Consider the following 15,423-nt stretch of genomic DNA (forward strand, 5'->3'; position numbering starts at 1 on the left):
AATCAGGAGGAGACAATGATGAAGGTGAAGAACCGGACGAAGCACCCGGCGGTTTCGGCAACGCTACCGCTGCGGCACGGCGGGCGTTACGCCCCCCTCTTCGTCGGACCGGTATTCGGGCTGGCATCGTTGGGCGTGCACGCGCAGGAACAGGCGCAAACGCCCGTGCAGACTCAGCAGGTCGCCGCGCCTGATGCGGCGGCGTCGGCGTCCGCTGCAACGCCTGCCACGGCGCCCGGCGCCGCGGTGCCGAATGCCCCAGCAGCAGAGACGTCGAAAGCGCAAGGCAAGGACGGCGCGACGCTCAATACCGTCGTGGTGACCGCGACACGCCGACGTGAACCGGCTCGCGAAGTCCCCATGCAGGTCAACGTACTGTCGGCCGACGAGCTGCAGAAGAGCGGCGCGAAAACGATGTCCGACTTTCTCTCTTCTGAGCCGGGTGTCGACCTGAACGCCAGCGGCGGCAGCGGATCTGGGCAGGTCAGCATCCGCGGCGTGACGACGGGTGTTCAGACAGGGCCGACCGTCGGCATGTATATCGACGACGTCGCGTTCGGCGGCAGCACCCTGTTCTCCCAAAGCGCAACGTTCGCGCTCGACATGAGCCTGCTCGATCTCAACCACGTCGAAATCCTGCGAGGTCCGCAGGGCACGTTGTATGGCGCGGGGGCGATGGGCGGCTTGCTGAAATACGTGACCAACGAACCGGACCCGAGCCAGTTTTCCGGGCAGGTCGGCACCGGCGTGTCGGGAACGGCGCATGGCGGAGTGAGCGGTTCGGCCAACGCCGCGTTGAACATCCCGCTGAAGACCGACGTTGCCGCGCTGCGCGTCTCCGTCTTCGGGCAGCACGATGGCGGTTATGTCGACGCCGTGGGCCCCAAGGCGGACACCCACATCGATCGCGGCGACACCTACGGCGCCCGCGCGTCGTTGCTGCTGACGCCGACCCGGGATTTGACGGTCCGGTTGTCCGCGGTCTCGCAAAACATCAATCGCAACGATCCGAACTACGTCGAATACGGCGCCAACGGGCAGCCGGTCTGGGGCGACCTGACCACGCGACAGTTCGCCGATCAACCCTTTCATCAAAACATCCAGCTCTATTCGGCAGGGATCGAATACGAGCTCGGCTGGGCGCGCCTGAACTCGATCACGTCGTATCAAAAGATCAACACGAGCGCGCCGCAAGACCTGACCGGCGTCTATGGGCCGCTATTCGCCGCCCAGGGACTGAACCTGGGTTCGGTGGTCGCCAAGGATGTGGCGACCACGAACAAGGTGACCCAGGAGTTTCGCCTGACCTCGCCGGGCAACCAGCGACTCGAGTGGCTGGCCGGACTCTTCTATACGCACGAGCGCAGCAACATGAACCAAGGCTTTCTGACGACGCTGCCCGACGGCTCGCCCGGCCCGAACCTGTCGGAGCTCCAGGCGCCCAGCACGTACAACGAGTACGCGGCATACGGCGACCTGACGTATCACCTCACGCCGCGCCTTTCGCTGACCGGCGGCGTCCGGATCGCCCACAATACCCAGACCTACGAACAGACGACCTACGGCACGCTCGCCGGCCCGACACAGACCATCTCGGCGCCGTCGTCGGACACCAGCAAGACCTACATGTTCACCGCGCGCTATGCGCTGACCGCCAACAGCAATGCGTATGTCCGCATCGCCAGCGGATACCGGCCCGGCGGCCCGAATGCGCTGCTGATGGATCCGCTCACCGGCATGCGCGCAGCGGGTAGCCCGACCTTCTCGCCCGACACGCTGTGGAGCTATGAGGCGGGCTACAAGGCCGACCTGCTCGACAAGCGGCTATCGCTGGAGACGTCCGTCTACGACATCGAGTGGAAGAACATCCAGCAGCTCGGCACGGTCGATGGCGTCAACCAGGTCATCAACGCCGGCAACGCGCGAATCAAGGGCCTGGAGTTCGCCGGCACGTTCCGTCCCACCCCGCATTGGAACTTCAGTGCGAACCTGTCGCTCATCGACGCCAGCCTGACGACCGGCAACGCGAGCGCGGGTACGACAGCGGGCCAGCCATTGCCGAATTCGGCGAAGTTCGCCGCTACGCTCTCGGGCACCTATCTGTTCAGCGCACACGGGTATCCGTCGTATGCCGGTATTACGCAGCGATTCGTCGGCCGGCGTCATAGCGGGTTCGACGCCAGCTCGGGCCGGCCGGATTACCCGTTGCCAGGCTACGCGATCACGGATCTGCAAGCGGGCGTGGACTTCAAGAAGTTCAGCCTGGCGTTCTACGTTCGCAACCTGTTCGACCGTCGCGCGTTGATCGCGGCCGGCACTTCGCTGATACCGCTGGGCGGCCCGGCTCTCGTCAGCGTGATTCAACCGCGCACGATCGGCGCGGCGCTTACCGTTCCGTTCTAAATCATAGGGATAACTTACGATGAAACAAGAATCGCACGAGATCGTCACGCAACTGGACACCCTGTTCGCACGTTACAACAAGAGCGATGAACCCGGCCTCGTCGTGGCCGTCGCGCATCGAGGCGACGTCCTCTACCGGCGCGGCTTCGGCATGGCGAGCCTGGAGCACGGCGTAGCCAATACGCCGGCCACACGCCTGCGCATCGGCTCGACGAGCAAGCACTTCACCTGCCTCGCCGCACTCCTGCTCGCCGAAGACGGCAAACTCGACGTCGACGTCGGGATTCGCACGTACCTGCCCGAGCTGCCGCTGCTGGCAGGCGACCCCAGCTTGCGCCAGCTGATGACGCATACGGGCGGCTACCGCTGCTATCTCGACATTACGCTGCTCGCGCAAGGCGTCGCGACGCTGCCGCGTGGCGGCGTGCTCGCGGCGGAAGTCCGGCAACGCGACGTCAATTTCCCGCCGGGCGAGCGGATGATCTACTGCAACGGCGGGTATCACCTGCTGTCGCTCGCGATCGAACGGGTCAGCGGCATCCCCTTCGAGACCTTCCTGAAGGAACGCATCTTCGACGTGATGGGCATGGTCGACACGGAGTCGGTCGCCGACGACATGCGCATCCGCCCGCGCATGGCAACCCAGCATGTGCCCGACGGAAAAGGCGGATTCATGCGCGGCCTCTTTCCGTCGTGGGAAGTACTCGGCGAAGGCGGGATCGTGTCGACGGTCGACGACATGCTGCGCTGGCTCGCGCATCTGCGCGGCCCCAAGCGGGTCGGCAGCGAAGCAAGCTGGCGACAGATGCTGACCAAACCGCACTATTCAAGCGGCGCGGAAGGCGTCTACACGCTCGGGCTGATGCGCACACCCCATCGCGACGTGGAGACGCTGCACCATGCCGGCGGTGTGTTCGGCGGCACCTGTCAGATGCTGACCGTGGTCGAGCACGCACTGGACGTCATCATTCTCACCAACGGTGCGGCGGCCAATGTGGTTGAACTGGCTACGCAGATCGTCGATATCGTCCTGGGCGATGCCATCCTTGGCGCGAAACCTGCCGCGCCCCTGCAAACTGCCGGGCACGAAACCTTGCTCGGCAAGTACCACTCGCGTGCGTCCGGAACATATTGCGTGATCGACGATCACGACGGGCAAGTCAACGTGAGCTTGCATAACGCCAGACAGATGCCTCAGCCGCTCATCGAGACGGAGGCCGGATTGCGCGTCGAAGAAGGGGCTGGCGGAACGCTGCTGATCAAACCTTGCGCGTCGACGGCCGCGGCACGTGTAACGGCGGTCGAGCTGGTGGACTGCGGTCACGTGGAGATGCTCGAGCGCTTGCCCGATCACGTCCCATCGCTCTCCGATGCGTCGGCCGGTCTGGCGGGCACGTATCACGGTCACGATGCTGCGGCACGCGCAACGATCGCCGTGACCAACGGTGAACTCACCCTGACCATGCACGGCGTCGCAGGCAGTGTCGGCTACCGGCTGGAACCCGTGGCCGACGACATTTTCACGTTCGACCCTGTCGGTCAGATGGCCGTCATGCGTGGCGTCCTGACGGTGGAACGCTCGGGTAACGAGGTGACGCGCTTTCGCATCGACACGTCGCGCACGCGCAACCTGGCCTTCATGCGCGAGCGGTGTGATTCATAGGCGTTGTGTCACTTCCTGGTGCGATGTTTTCGTTGTGCGGTGGGGTTCGCCGAGGGTGCTGTCGACGCGCCATTCGCGGTGCCGAATCCACTCCCTCATTTCGTCGTGAGCAATAGTCCGACCACCCGCATCGTACCGATGCGGGTGGAGCAGGATCACTTCGCCTGCGACTGCCTGATCAGGTCGGCTGCCTTTTCGCCGATCATGATGGCCGGCGCATTGGTATTCCCGGACACGACGTCCGGCATGATGGACGCGTCGGCCACGCGAAGACCGGTCAAACCTCGGACGCGCAGTTCCGGATCGACGACGGCATCGGCACCCACGCCCATCTTGCATGTGCCGGCCATGTGGTGATACGTCACACATGCACGACGCACGTACTCGCGCAGCGCGGCAGGATCGTCCCCGGCCGGGCCCGGCAACACCTCGCGCGCACGCCATTCGTCAAATGCGGGCCGGTTGCCGATGTCACGGCAGATCTGAACCGCTTTCGCGAGACGCTCCAGGTCCGACTGCTCCGAAAGATAGCGAGGATCGAGAAGGGGCGCCGCAGCAGGATCGCCGGATGCGAGACGAATCTCGCCGCGGCTCGCCGGACGAACCAGGCCCGCGCACAGCGTCCACGCATTTGCCGGGCCGTCGAAACCCGGCGCATAGTACGGGATGTGCATGAACAGCGGCTGCAGGTCCGGACCGATGCGGCGCGCGTCACTGCGACAGAACAACTGCGACTCGAGAAGGTTGTTCCGCGGCGCCGGGATCGGCCTGGACGCCTCGAAGATCACGCTACAAAGAAGGTGATCCTGAAGGTTCTTCCCGACACCGGGCAGGTGATGCGTTGCACGGATTCCGACGCGCGCGAGTTCGTCCGCCGGACCGATACCCGACAGCAGCAGAAGCTGCGGGCTGGCGATTGCGCCGCCACTGACGATCACCTCGCTGTCGGCCATCGCATCGATGACCGACGCCCCGTCGTAGTAGCGAACGCCGACGCAGCGGTCGCCCATGAGAATCAGCTTTTCGACGCGTGCGCCGGTTTTGACCGTCAGGTTCGCACGATCACGAGCGGGCGACAGAAACGCCCGCGCGGTCGATTGGCGTACGCCGTCCTTGATCGTGAGATGGCAATAGCCGGCGCCGTCGATTGCCTCTCCGTTGCAGTCGTCGTTGCGCGCGAATCCCGCCTGTACCGCAGCTTCGATCGCGGCTTCGCAAATCGGATTGGGATCGCGATTTCGCGACACGTGCAACGGGCCGCCCACGCCGTGATACCGGTCTTCGCCGCCTTCATGATCTTCCGACAGGCGGAAATACGGCAGCACGGACTCATAGTCCCAGCCGAGGCAGCCTTGATACGCCCAGGCGTCGTAGTCGCTGCGGTGTCCGCGCACGTAGATCATGCCGTTGATCGCACTGGAGCCGCCGAGCGTACGGCCACGCGGCCAGTAATGCGATCGCCCGGCGGTATGCGCTTGCGGCACCGTGTAGTAAGCGTAGTCCACCGGGGTATTCCACAGGGACGGCCAACCGCCCGGCGCCGCGATATTGGGATCTTCATCCCGCGGCCCGGCCTCCAGGAGCAGCACGCGGACTCGCGAATCCTCGCTCAATCGCGCTGCAATCACACAACCGGAGGAACCCGCGCCAACAACGATGTAGTCGTATGCATTCATGGTTTCGTACCCTTGACCGAAGGTCTGGACAATCGGCGTGCAATCGCACGATCAGAAGAAATGCGCAACCCGGACATTGAAGCGTTGTGTCTCGAGCGGGCCGTTCTCGGTTGAGGTCTGGCGGCCGTACAGCGCGATGATTTGCCAGGTTTTCGTGGGAAACCATGCTGCCCCCGCGAGAAAGCTGGGTGTCGATTGCCGGTTGGCCTGGGACACGCCTGCAACGGTCTGATTGCCGCCGAAGACATATGAACCGCCGACCCGCAGGTCGACGCTGCTCGTGAGCTGGTACCGCAACCAGCCCTGCGCCTGAAACAGGGGCGACTCCGTCATCGTCGCACCGGTCGCGCCGAAATTGTGGTTCGGCGTGAATGCGGTGGCGTCCGCTGCAAGATCGAGGATCACCTTGGGCGCGACGGGCGTGATGAAGCCGGCCTGCAGCGCGAACTTCCACCGGTTTTCGCCGAGATTGATGCCTCGATAGCGGTCATAGCTGCCGGTCGGTGCGTAAATGAACGGCGTGATGCCCAGGAACGTGTTCGACTCGGGACGGTTGACGACCCAGACCGTTGCGGCAAAGATCGCATCGCCGAGGCCGGTATTGTTCCCGAGGGCGGACATCTGGTTAGTCCCGCCGACGTGGCCGAACGGAATCAGCACCTGCGGATCAATGGTGAATCCGCCGACCGACATGAAGTGGATGAAACGCGCGATGCCGATGTCCTGGGTAATGTTGCCTCCGGCGACCCGCGAACCGTTGGCATAGATCCGCGTATCCTCCGCGTGCTGATAGTACAGCGCACCGATATTCGCGCCGGCGGGCAAAGCCGTATAGTCCCCTGCATCGATATTGATCGCCGAGGCCAACGTCGGGAAGGTAGCCGCCATCGCAAGCGCAGCCAGCTTCCGCGCACGTGGATTGCCGGTCAAGCGCGCAAGGCGAGGCGCTCGAATACCTGCCTGTTTTTTCTTCAAGATCGTCTCCTAGATAACCGTCGGCCCTATGAATTGGCCGTCCAGCCCAGTCTAGGATTCCTGATCATTCTCTTTCGGCGTTCCGTGCAGACGTTGCATCAATGCGTGCAAATTCGTCCCCGCACCACGCGCTTTTCACGTTGTGTCTGTAACGGAGATGCCGCGTTACCCGGGTTCCGGTGCATTTCGACATGTCATCCGGTAGACGCCGGGGCTGCATCCGAATCGCGCCTTGAACAACCGGCCGAAATGCGTCATGTCCGAAAAGCCGCACATCACCGCCAGCTCGAGCAGATTGCGGTTCGTGTCGGCCGGATCCGAGAGCGCCCGCCTGCTCGCTTGCAGCCGATATTCCTGAATCAACCCCTGGGGTGTCTGGCTGGTCGCGGCCAGTGCGCCGTAGAGCGTACGTCTCGACACGTTCAGTGCACTGGCAAGTCGGTCCGGCGTCAGATCGGGGTCGCTGTAGTGGTGCGCGAGATAGATTTCGGCGTTCATGCGCAGGGATGCACTTCGCGCGCCGGCCCGGTTGAGCGCGTCGCCGGCCTCGCGGCGCATGACGGAATCGAGCAGCATCAACGTCGACTGCTCGAAGCCGAACAGGCTTTCCGGATCGTCGGGTACCTGCCCGTCCATCAGATACCGGATGGACTGCAGCGCAAGATGTGCATTGCCGACGGTCCGGCGTACCTGTGTATCCGCACGATCGACGAACCACCGCCACATCGTGCTGCTCCTCGGCGGCGCAAGCGCGGCAACGAACCTCGACGCATCCGCGCACTCGATCGAATACGCCTGCGTCGCATCGTAGACAACCCACTCTCCCGGATTGACGGTCGATGTCCTGTTTCTTTGCGTCACGCGACTTTGCCCGGCGATCTGAAACAGGATCTTGTAACAGTCGCTCTCGGCCCGCGCCGCAAGCGCCCGGTCGCGTTCCACCCGGATCGACGAGGTATCGACTTCCGCCACGCGGATCCCGCCCGCCACGGCAATACGCACCGACAACCGGAAAAGCGGGCCTGTATCTCGAAGCGCCAGCGGCAGGAAACTGTCCGAGATGAGATCTCGCAGATTTGCGCCGCTGCTGCTCTCACCAACAACGATTTCGTGTGCCATTGCAGGGGGAATAGAGTCTACGAAAACTTTGACCGAAGCGTGCATCCGCATGAGTCGTGAAACTGCGCGCGAAGACGCCTGCATATCGGGAACGCTGCCGGCTTGTCGAAGCCGCCCTGCGGCAACGTCGTCGAGTGCTGGAACGCGTAGCGAATGACCGGCGGATGAAGTGCGCAACGAAACAGCGCATCCCCGTCATCGACATTGCCAACGGTACGTTCTTAATTCGGAGTGGAAACGAGAAAAACGTCCGATGCGCGCCGTCTCGGGCTGCACGGACACCCTTTCGCCGCATCGACCGGATGCAGTGCATTTTTTGGATGACCGACCGGACGGTCAATGATGGTTTGTACCGAGACATTCGCGACGATCTTCGCCGCATCGGCAACGATGCCGCGAAGCATGCGTTGCCCGTCGCCACGATGTGCACGCTGAAGCCAAAAGTGTGCACGCAACGTCGATTCGGGTTCGACGCACGTACCTAGAATCGAAGTGCGGTCGACCCGGCGCCCGACTCATGTCGAGGCCCTGCTCCGTGGTGCATTCCCGGCCAGTCGAACCGCAAGCGCCGGCTCAAAAACCATAGCGAACCATCCAGAATCAGCAAGGAGATACCCACCGAAGATCGGGACGGCAAGCGTGCGCGGAACCGGACGGAGCCGACGGATGCCGCTTGCACGATCGTGGGCAAAAACGATGTCCGATAAAACTTTCGATTACGTCATCATTGGCGCCGGTTCGGCCGGCTGCACCATTGCAACCAACCTCATCGAGCGCCGCAAGGGAACCGTCTTGCTGATCGAGGCAGGCGGTCACGACAAAGACCTGTTCATTCACATGCCCGGCGGCCTCGGCAAGGCCATCCCCCGCTATACGTGGCCCTACGCCGCCGAACCGTCGCAGGACGTGAAAGGTCGATCCATCGCGGTTCCGCAGGGCCGCGTGCTCGGCGGATCCAGTTCCGTCAACGGCATGCTCTACGTGCGCGGACACCGGAACGACTACGACCGGTGGGAGACGGAGTTCGGCTGCAAGGGCTGGGGCGCCGATGAAATGCTGCGTTACTTCGCGAAGGCGGAGAACAACGAATCGCTGACCGTTCCGCACCATGGAAACGACGGACACCTGAAAGTCACCGAGATTCGCTATCGGCATCCGCTCTCGCAGGCGTTCGTGCGAGCCGGTCAACAGATGGGACTCGAATACCTGACCGACTACAACGGCGACCGACAGGAAGGTGTCGGGTTCTATCAGGCCACCATCTTCAATGGCGAGCGCGGCTCCACCGCAGCAACCTATCTCAAGGCAATCAGAAACCACGCCGAGTTCAAGCTAGAAGTCGATGCGCTGGTCGAGCGCATCGAAATCGAAGGCGGCCGCGCGACCGGCGTGACCTATCGTCAAGGCAACCGGCAGGTGACCGTGCATGCTCGCGCGGAGGTGATCGTGACCGCGGGCGCGATCGGTTCGCCGAAGATCCTGCAGCTGTCCGGCATCGGACCGCGCAGTGACCTCGAAAATGCGGGGGTTCGAGTCAAGCACGTGCTGCCGGTCGGCGAGAATTTTCACGACCACATGCACACGTCGGTCAATGCGTCGATCAAGACACCGATCTCGCTCTATGGCCAGGACCGGGGGCTGCGGGCACTCAAGCATGGTCTCCAGTGGATGCTGTTCCGTTCCGGACTCCTCACCTCTCCGGTACTCGAAGGATTCGCATTCGTCGACACGTGCAACCAGGGGCAGCCGGACGTCCAGTTTCACTTCCTGCCGGTCATCGACGCGTTCGACGATCCATTCGGCGTGACCGAGGGCCGGACCCACGGCATCACCATCAAGACGGGGCACCTTCAACCGTATTCCCGCGGCCGCGTAACGATCAGGTCGTCGAACCCGGCGGATCTTCCGCGGATCGACGGACGTTACCTGTCCGATCGCCGGGACGTCGACGGCCAGGTTCGCGCCACGAAACTGGCACTCAGGATGCTTCAGCAGCCGGCGCTCGCAGCGCATGTCGACGAGGTCTTCTCGCCGACCTGCATTCCCGACGACACCGCAGCGATCGAAGACTGGGTGCGTGGCGCCGCCAAGACGGTCTATCACCCCGTCGGCACTTGCAGAATGGGGATGGAACCCGCGTCATCGGTAGTCGATACACAGCTGCGCGTACACGGTATCGCGGGGCTTCGCGTGGCCGACAGCTCGACGATGCCCAGTATCCCGAGCGGTAATACGAACGCACCGACGATCGCACTGGCCGAGAAGGCATCCGACCTGATCTCGAATGCGTCGCGTTAACGCTTGCCGATCAAATTGCTCCCGGAGGTGAACAGATGGCGCTGGTCCAGATGCTTGATGAAGTCAAACAATTCCTTGCACGCGAACATGGGCACTACATCGGTGGCCGCCCCGTCGCGGGACAAGGCAGTGAACGAATCGAAGTCCGGTGTCCGTCGACGCTTGCCGTAGTCGGCTCCGTCGCGCAGGCCTCGGACGACGATGTCGAGGCCGCCATTACGTCGTCCCATGAAGCGTTCAGGGAGGGCTGGACCCGCTTCTCCCCGGCTGAACGAGAACGCATCTTGCTGCGATTCGCGGATCTGATCGAAGCGCATGGCGAGGAAATCGCGCAGATCGAAACGGCACAGTCGGGCAAGCTCATCACGTTGTCTCGAATCATCGAGGTAGGCTGGTCCGCTCGCTGGCTTCGGTACTACGCGGGCTGGGCCACGAAAATTGCCGGCGAAACGATTACGCCGTCCTATCCGAGCATGAACGGCGAGCGCTATACGTCTTTCACGCGGCGGGAGCCGCTGGGCGTTGTCTTCGGCATCATCCCGTGGAATTTCCCGGTCATGATTCCGGTGTGGAAATTCGGAGCGGCGCTCGCGACGGGCAACACAGTGATCATCAAGTCTTCGGAATTTTCGCCGCTGACGATGCTGCGCATCGCGGAACTCGGCACCGAGGCGGGGCTGCCACCCGGCACGCTCAACGTCATCAACGGCACGGGCCGAATCGGCGCAAAAGTCATTTCGGACCCTCGCGTCGCCAAGGTCTCGTTCACGGGCTCGGTTCCGACCGGACGCGTCATCGGCGAAGAGGCCATCAAGGCCAACTTCACCCGCTTTACGCTCGAGCTTGGCGGCAAGAACGCCGCGGCGTTCCTTCCGGATACGCCGGTCGACAAGATTCTCGATGGAGTCTTCGAGGCGGGGTTTCTGCACAGCGGCCAAGTCTGTGCTTCGGCGGAACGTTTCTTCGTCCATCGCTCGCAATTCGACGAGGTCATCGAGAAGCTCGGTGCGCGCATGGATGGCATCGGGCCGTCCGATCCGATGGACGATGCGGGATTGATCGGGCCGGTATGCAACGAGCCGCACTTCAGGAAATGCCTTGCCGCGTTCGAACAGGCAAAGGCCGAGGGCGACGACATCGTCACGGGCGGCGATGCATACCGGCGCGACGGACTCTACATCAAGCCGACGGTCATCTTGCCGAAGTCCCTGCAGTCGAGCTCATACCGTCAGGAGATTTTCGGCCCGGTCGGCACGTTCGTGCCGTTCGATGACGACGACGAACTGATCGCGATGATGAACGACTCGGCTTTCGGCCTGACCGCGAGCATCTGGACGAATGATCTGGCGAAAGCCCTTCGATACGTTCCTCGTATCGAGGCCGGCACCGTGTGGGTCAACATGCACACGCTGGTCGATCCTGCCGTGCCGTTCGGCGGCGCAAAGGGATCCGGCGTCGGTCGCGAGTACGGTTCGTCGTTCATCGACGCTTACACCGAACTGAAGTCCGTCACCATTCGCCTCTGATCGCCGGGCGCCGTCGGCGCGATTCGACGACACGTCGTCCGGCGCCGCTCCCGGACGACAAACGCATCCGATGCCACGTCGCAAAAACAAAAAACCCGCGAGCGCAGGGCTTCTCGCGGGCTTTCGTGCCTTCATCGAATCGCCATGACGGCGATCGTGGTGCCGGGGACCGGACTCGAACCGGCAAGCCAGTTAAGGCGGCGGATTTTCGTCACACTGCTTCTTTCAAAGCCGGCGTCGCGTGCGCGCTGCCGTTCGTGCGCTGGACTATGCCTTCACCGTCGCGCGCGGGCGTGCCTGCTGCCCGTGCGCCTTAGGCGCCCCCCGTCTAGTCTCTACACCTTCCTCGCGGATGCCGCGAGGCTTGGCTCGGCGTTGCCTCGATGCGCGCATCAGGGGTTTCACCGAATTTGAAGGGTTCTGCACCGACCGTTTCCGACCGGGCACTCAATCGTTTAAGTCCGCTATGTTTACCAATTTCATCACCCCGGCAAGAGGGCGGACGCGATTCTACCATTGCTTGCCCATGCGTTCCCTTATTCTGCGGCGCTGCATCACGGCACCCTCTACTGTCGTACGAATTCATCCTTTGTAATCGACGCCGCCACACCGCCGCCAACGATTTCCTCCCGCGCCGCAACATCCCCGATACAATCGAGTCCGCGTCGTCCGACGGCCCTATCCGTCAGATGTTTGTATCGTGCTTTTTGCGAAACAAGCGTCGCTTGCGTCATCGCGAAGTCACAAACGTTTTCGATAATTTTCTGGCCGAAAACGTTTACATCGCAAGACTTCATGACCTCGACCATCAAGGACGTCGCTGCCCTCGCGGGCTTCTCGATCGCCACCGTCTCGCGTGCGATCAATGCCCCGCATACCGTCAGCCCCGCCACGCTGCAAACGATCCGCACCGCGATCGACACGCTGCAATTTCGCCCGAGCCCGCTCGGCCGGCAACTGCGCGGCGAGCGCACGCGCCTCGTCGGCGTCGTCGTGCCGACGCTGTCGAACCCCGTATTCGCCGACTGCCTGCAAGGCATCGACGAGCTCGCGACCGCGGCCGGCTTCAAGCTGATCCTGATGACGACCGAATACGACGCGGCGCGCGAGCGTCACGCGATCGAGACGCTGCGCGAGCAGCGCGTCGAAGGGCTGATCCTCACCGTCGCCGATGCGGACACGCACCCGCTGCTCGACATGCTCGACCGCGACGGCCCGCACTACGTGCTGATGCACAACGACACGCAGCGCCGCCCGTCGGTATCGGTCGACAACCGCAGCGCCGCATACGACGGCGTGCGCTTGCTGACCGCGCGTGGCCACCGCCGCGTGCTGATGCTGGCCGGCTCGCTCGCCGCGTCGGATCGCGCGCGCCAGCGTCATCTCGGCTATGCGCAGGCCCTAGAGGAAAGCGGCGTCGCCACGCTGCCGCCGGTCGAAGTCGACTTCAACGCACCCGAGCTGCCCGACGCGGTGCTCGCGCACCTCACCGCGCACGCGACGCGCCCGACCGCCCTCTTCTGCAGCAACGACCTGCTCGCGATGGTCGTGATGCGCGGCCTGCGCCGCGCGGGCTTCTCGATCCCGGACGACCTGTCGGTGCTCGGCTTCGACGGGATCGCGATCGGCGAACTGCTCGCGCCGCCGCTCGCGAGCGTCGCGACGCCGAACCGCGACATCGGCCGCCACGCATGGCAGCGTCTCGTCGAATGCATCGGCGGTGCAGCGATCGAACGCGCGTCGCTGATCCTGCCGCACGTGGTGCGCGATGGCGCGACGGTCGCCCCGCCGGCCACCGACCTGCAATTGCGCAAGGCCTGAACGCGCGACGCCACACACGTACACAAGCACACAACCACACCACCCCAGCGCCTCACACTCGCCCGGAGACCTACCGTGTCCTTTCGCCTGACCTCGCTGCTGCGTGCGCTTGCAGCTCCCGTAGCCTGCGCGGCGCTCATCGCCGGCGCGCCCGCCGCCCACGCCGACGAAACGGCGATCTGCTACAACTGCCCGCCCGAATGGGCCGACTGGGCCGCGCAGATTGCGGCGATCAAGCAGAAGACCGGCATCCGCGTGCCGTTCGACAACAAGAACTCGGGCCAGTCGATCGCGCAGCTGATCGCCGAGCAGAAGAGTCCGGTCGCCGACGTCGTCTATCTCGGCGTGTCGTCGGCGTTCCAGGCGAAGGACAAGGGCGTAATCGCGCCGTACAAGCCCGCGCACTGGAACGACATCCCCGCGAACCTGAAGGATCCGCAAGGCTACTGGTTCGCGATCCACTCGGGCACGCTCGGCTTCTTCGTGAACAAGGACGCACTCGACGGCAAGCCGGTGCCGCGTTCGTGGGCCGACCTGCTGAAGCCGGAATACAAGGGCATGGTCGGGTATCTCGATCCGTCGAGCGCATTCGTCGGCTATGCGGGCGCGGTCGCCGTGAACCAGGCGCTCGGCGGCAGCCTCGACAACTTCAAGCCGGCGCTCGACTGGTTCAGGAAGCTGAAGGCGAATGCGCCGATCGTGCCGAAGCAGACCGCGTATGCGCGTGTGCTGTCGGGCGAGATTCCGATCCTGCTCGACTACGACTTCGACGCGTATCGCGCGAAGTACAAGGACAGCGCGAACGTCGAGTTCGTGATTCCGAAGGAAGGCACGATCGCGGTGCCGTACGTGATGAGTCTCGTGAAGGGCGCGCCGCACGACGCGAACGGCAAGAAGGTGCTCGACTTCGTGCTGTCGGACGAAGGCCAGAAGCTGTGGGCCAATGCGTACCTGCGACCGGTGCGCGCGCAGACGCTCAGCGCCGACCTCGCGTCGAAGTTCCTGCCGGCGAGCGAATATGCCCGCGCGAAATCGGTCGACTTCGGCAAGATGGCGGCCGGCCAGCAGGCATTCGGCCAGCAATACCTGCAGGTGATGCAGTAAGCAGCCGGACGCCATCGATGCTCGACCTGACTTTCCCGCTGCGCTGGCGCGTCGCGCTCGTCGCGCCGGCGCTCGCGGTGTTCGCTGCGTTCTGGCTGCTGCCGATGGCGGCGCTCGTACAGGTGTCCGCCGACGGCGCGTTCTTCTCGCACTACGCGGCGCTGCTCGGCAATGCGCGCTACATGAAAAGCCTGGGCGAGACCGTCGCGCTGTCCGCGGGCGTCACGCTCGCGACGCTCGCGCTGTCGACGATCTCGGGCCTCCTGCTCTCCCGCCGCGAATTCGCGGGCAAGCGCGTGCTGCTCGCGCTGCTCACGTTCCCGCTCGCGTTCCCCGGCGTCGTCGTCGGCTTCATGGTGATCATGCTTGCCGGCCGGCAGGGGCTGATCGGCATGCTGTCCGCGAAGCTCACCGGCGACAAGTGGGTATTCGCGTACTCGGTCACGGGCCTGTTCATCGGCTACCTGTACTTCTCGATTCCGCGCGTGATCGTCACCGTGATCGCGGCGGCGTCGAAGCTCGACGCGTCGCTCGAGGAAGCCGCGCGTTCGCTCGGCGCATCGCCGTGGCGCATCTTCGTCGACATCGTGCTGCCCGCGCTCGCGCCGGGCCTGATCGCGGCCGGCGCGATCTGCTTCGCGACCGCGATGGGCGCATTCGGCACCGCGTTCACGCTCGCCACCGACCTGAACGTGCTGCCGATGACGATCTATACCGAGTTCACGCTGAACGCGAACATCGCGACGGCGGCCGGCCTGTCGATCGTGCTCGGCATCGTCACCTGGGCCGTGCTCGCGCTCGCGCGCCGCTTCACCGGCCACACCGCCGCCGCCGCGGC

11 protein-coding genes are annotated in these 15,423 nt (G+C 63.9%); 8 read left to right on the forward strand and 3 right to left on the reverse strand.

All coding sequences use genetic code 11. The features are described from left to right. Positions 1-15: 15 nt before the first annotated feature. Together G3N99_RS10680 and G3N99_RS10685 are read left to right on the forward strand one after the other, a co-directional pair. A complete protein-coding gene (locus tag G3N99_RS10680; RefSeq protein WP_206122357.1) occupies positions 16-2,403 on the forward strand; it encodes a TonB-dependent receptor in 2,388 nt (795 codons plus the stop codon). 19 nt (positions 2,404-2,422) lie between these two features. Continuing rightward, entirely contained in the window at positions 2,423-4,066 is a 1,644-nt protein-coding gene (locus tag G3N99_RS10685) for a serine hydrolase domain-containing protein (RefSeq protein ID WP_206122358.1), read from the forward strand. Positions 4,067-4,221: 155 nt separating this feature from the next. Here the strand turns inward: G3N99_RS10685 and G3N99_RS10690 are convergent, their stop codons facing one another. The 3 genes from G3N99_RS10690 to G3N99_RS10700 form a co-directional block, all read right to left on the reverse strand. Further along, positions 4,222-5,742, reverse strand: a complete 1,521-nt coding sequence (locus G3N99_RS10690) for a GMC family oxidoreductase N-terminal domain-containing protein (RefSeq protein ID WP_206122359.1) — start codon at positions 5,740-5,742, stop codon at positions 4,222-4,224. 51 nt (positions 5,743-5,793) lie between these two features. Then, on the reverse strand, positions 5,794-6,717 hold the full coding sequence (locus G3N99_RS10695; protein WP_241011580.1) for a transporter: 924 nt from the start codon (positions 6,715-6,717) through the stop codon (positions 5,794-5,796). Between the two features lie 165 nt (positions 6,718-6,882). After that, positions 6,883-7,836 (reverse strand): helix-turn-helix domain-containing protein, encoded by a 954-nt coding sequence (locus G3N99_RS10700; RefSeq protein WP_174935004.1) that lies wholly within the window; start codon positions 7,834-7,836, stop codon positions 6,883-6,885. 56 nt (positions 7,837-7,892) lie between these two features. Between G3N99_RS10700 and G3N99_RS10705 the strand changes: the two genes are divergently transcribed. The 6 genes from G3N99_RS10705 to G3N99_RS10730 form a co-directional block, all read left to right on the forward strand. Next, on the forward strand, positions 7,893-8,321 hold the full coding sequence (locus G3N99_RS10705) for a hypothetical protein (RefSeq protein WP_206122360.1): 429 nt from the start codon (positions 7,893-7,895) through the stop codon (positions 8,319-8,321). Between the two features lie 211 nt (positions 8,322-8,532). Continuing rightward, entirely contained in the window at positions 8,533-10,134 is a 1,602-nt protein-coding gene (locus tag G3N99_RS10710; RefSeq protein WP_206122361.1) for a GMC family oxidoreductase N-terminal domain-containing protein, read from the forward strand. A gap of 35 nt (positions 10,135-10,169) precedes the next feature. Next, entirely contained in the window at positions 10,170-11,660 is a 1,491-nt protein-coding gene (locus G3N99_RS10715; protein ID WP_206122362.1) for an aldehyde dehydrogenase family protein, read from the forward strand. Between the two features lie 795 nt (positions 11,661-12,455). Beyond that, a complete protein-coding gene (locus G3N99_RS10720) occupies positions 12,456-13,481 on the forward strand; it encodes a substrate-binding domain-containing protein (RefSeq protein ID WP_206122363.1) in 1,026 nt (341 codons plus the stop codon). A 75-nt stretch (positions 13,482-13,556) separates the two neighbouring features. After that, on the forward strand, positions 13,557-14,585 hold the full coding sequence (locus tag G3N99_RS10725; RefSeq protein ID WP_206122364.1) for an ABC transporter substrate-binding protein: 1,029 nt from the start codon (positions 13,557-13,559) through the stop codon (positions 14,583-14,585). 17 nt (positions 14,586-14,602) lie between these two features. Then, a partial coding sequence (locus G3N99_RS10730) for an ABC transporter permease (protein WP_206122365.1) occupies positions 14,603-15,423 on the forward strand: 821 nt, incomplete at its 3' end.

The organism is Burkholderia sp. Ac-20392 (assembly GCF_017104585.1).
GTDB lineage: Bacteria > Pseudomonadota > Gammaproteobacteria > Burkholderiales > Burkholderiaceae > Burkholderia > Burkholderia lata.

Coding starts and splice junctions, on each gene's coding strand:
- G3N99_RS10685 (WP_206122358.1), top strand. CDS start 2,423: ATGAAACAAGAATCGCACGAGATCGTCACGCAACTGGACACCCTGTTC.
- G3N99_RS10710 (WP_206122361.1), top strand. CDS start 8,533: ATGTCCGATAAAACTTTCGATTACGTCATCATTGGCGCCGGTTCGGCC.
- G3N99_RS10700 (WP_174935004.1), bottom strand. CDS start 7,836: ATGGCACACGAAATCGTTGTTGGTGAGAGCAGCAGCGGCGCAAATCTG.
- G3N99_RS10720 (WP_206122363.1), top strand. CDS start 12,456: ATGACCTCGACCATCAAGGACGTCGCTGCCCTCGCGGGCTTCTCGATC.
- G3N99_RS10680 (WP_206122357.1), top strand. CDS start 16: ATGATGAAGGTGAAGAACCGGACGAAGCACCCGGCGGTTTCGGCAACG.
- G3N99_RS10715 (WP_206122362.1), top strand. CDS start 10,170: ATGGCGCTGGTCCAGATGCTTGATGAAGTCAAACAATTCCTTGCACGC.
- G3N99_RS10690 (WP_206122359.1), bottom strand. CDS start 5,742: ATGAATGCATACGACTACATCGTTGTTGGCGCGGGTTCCTCCGGTTGT.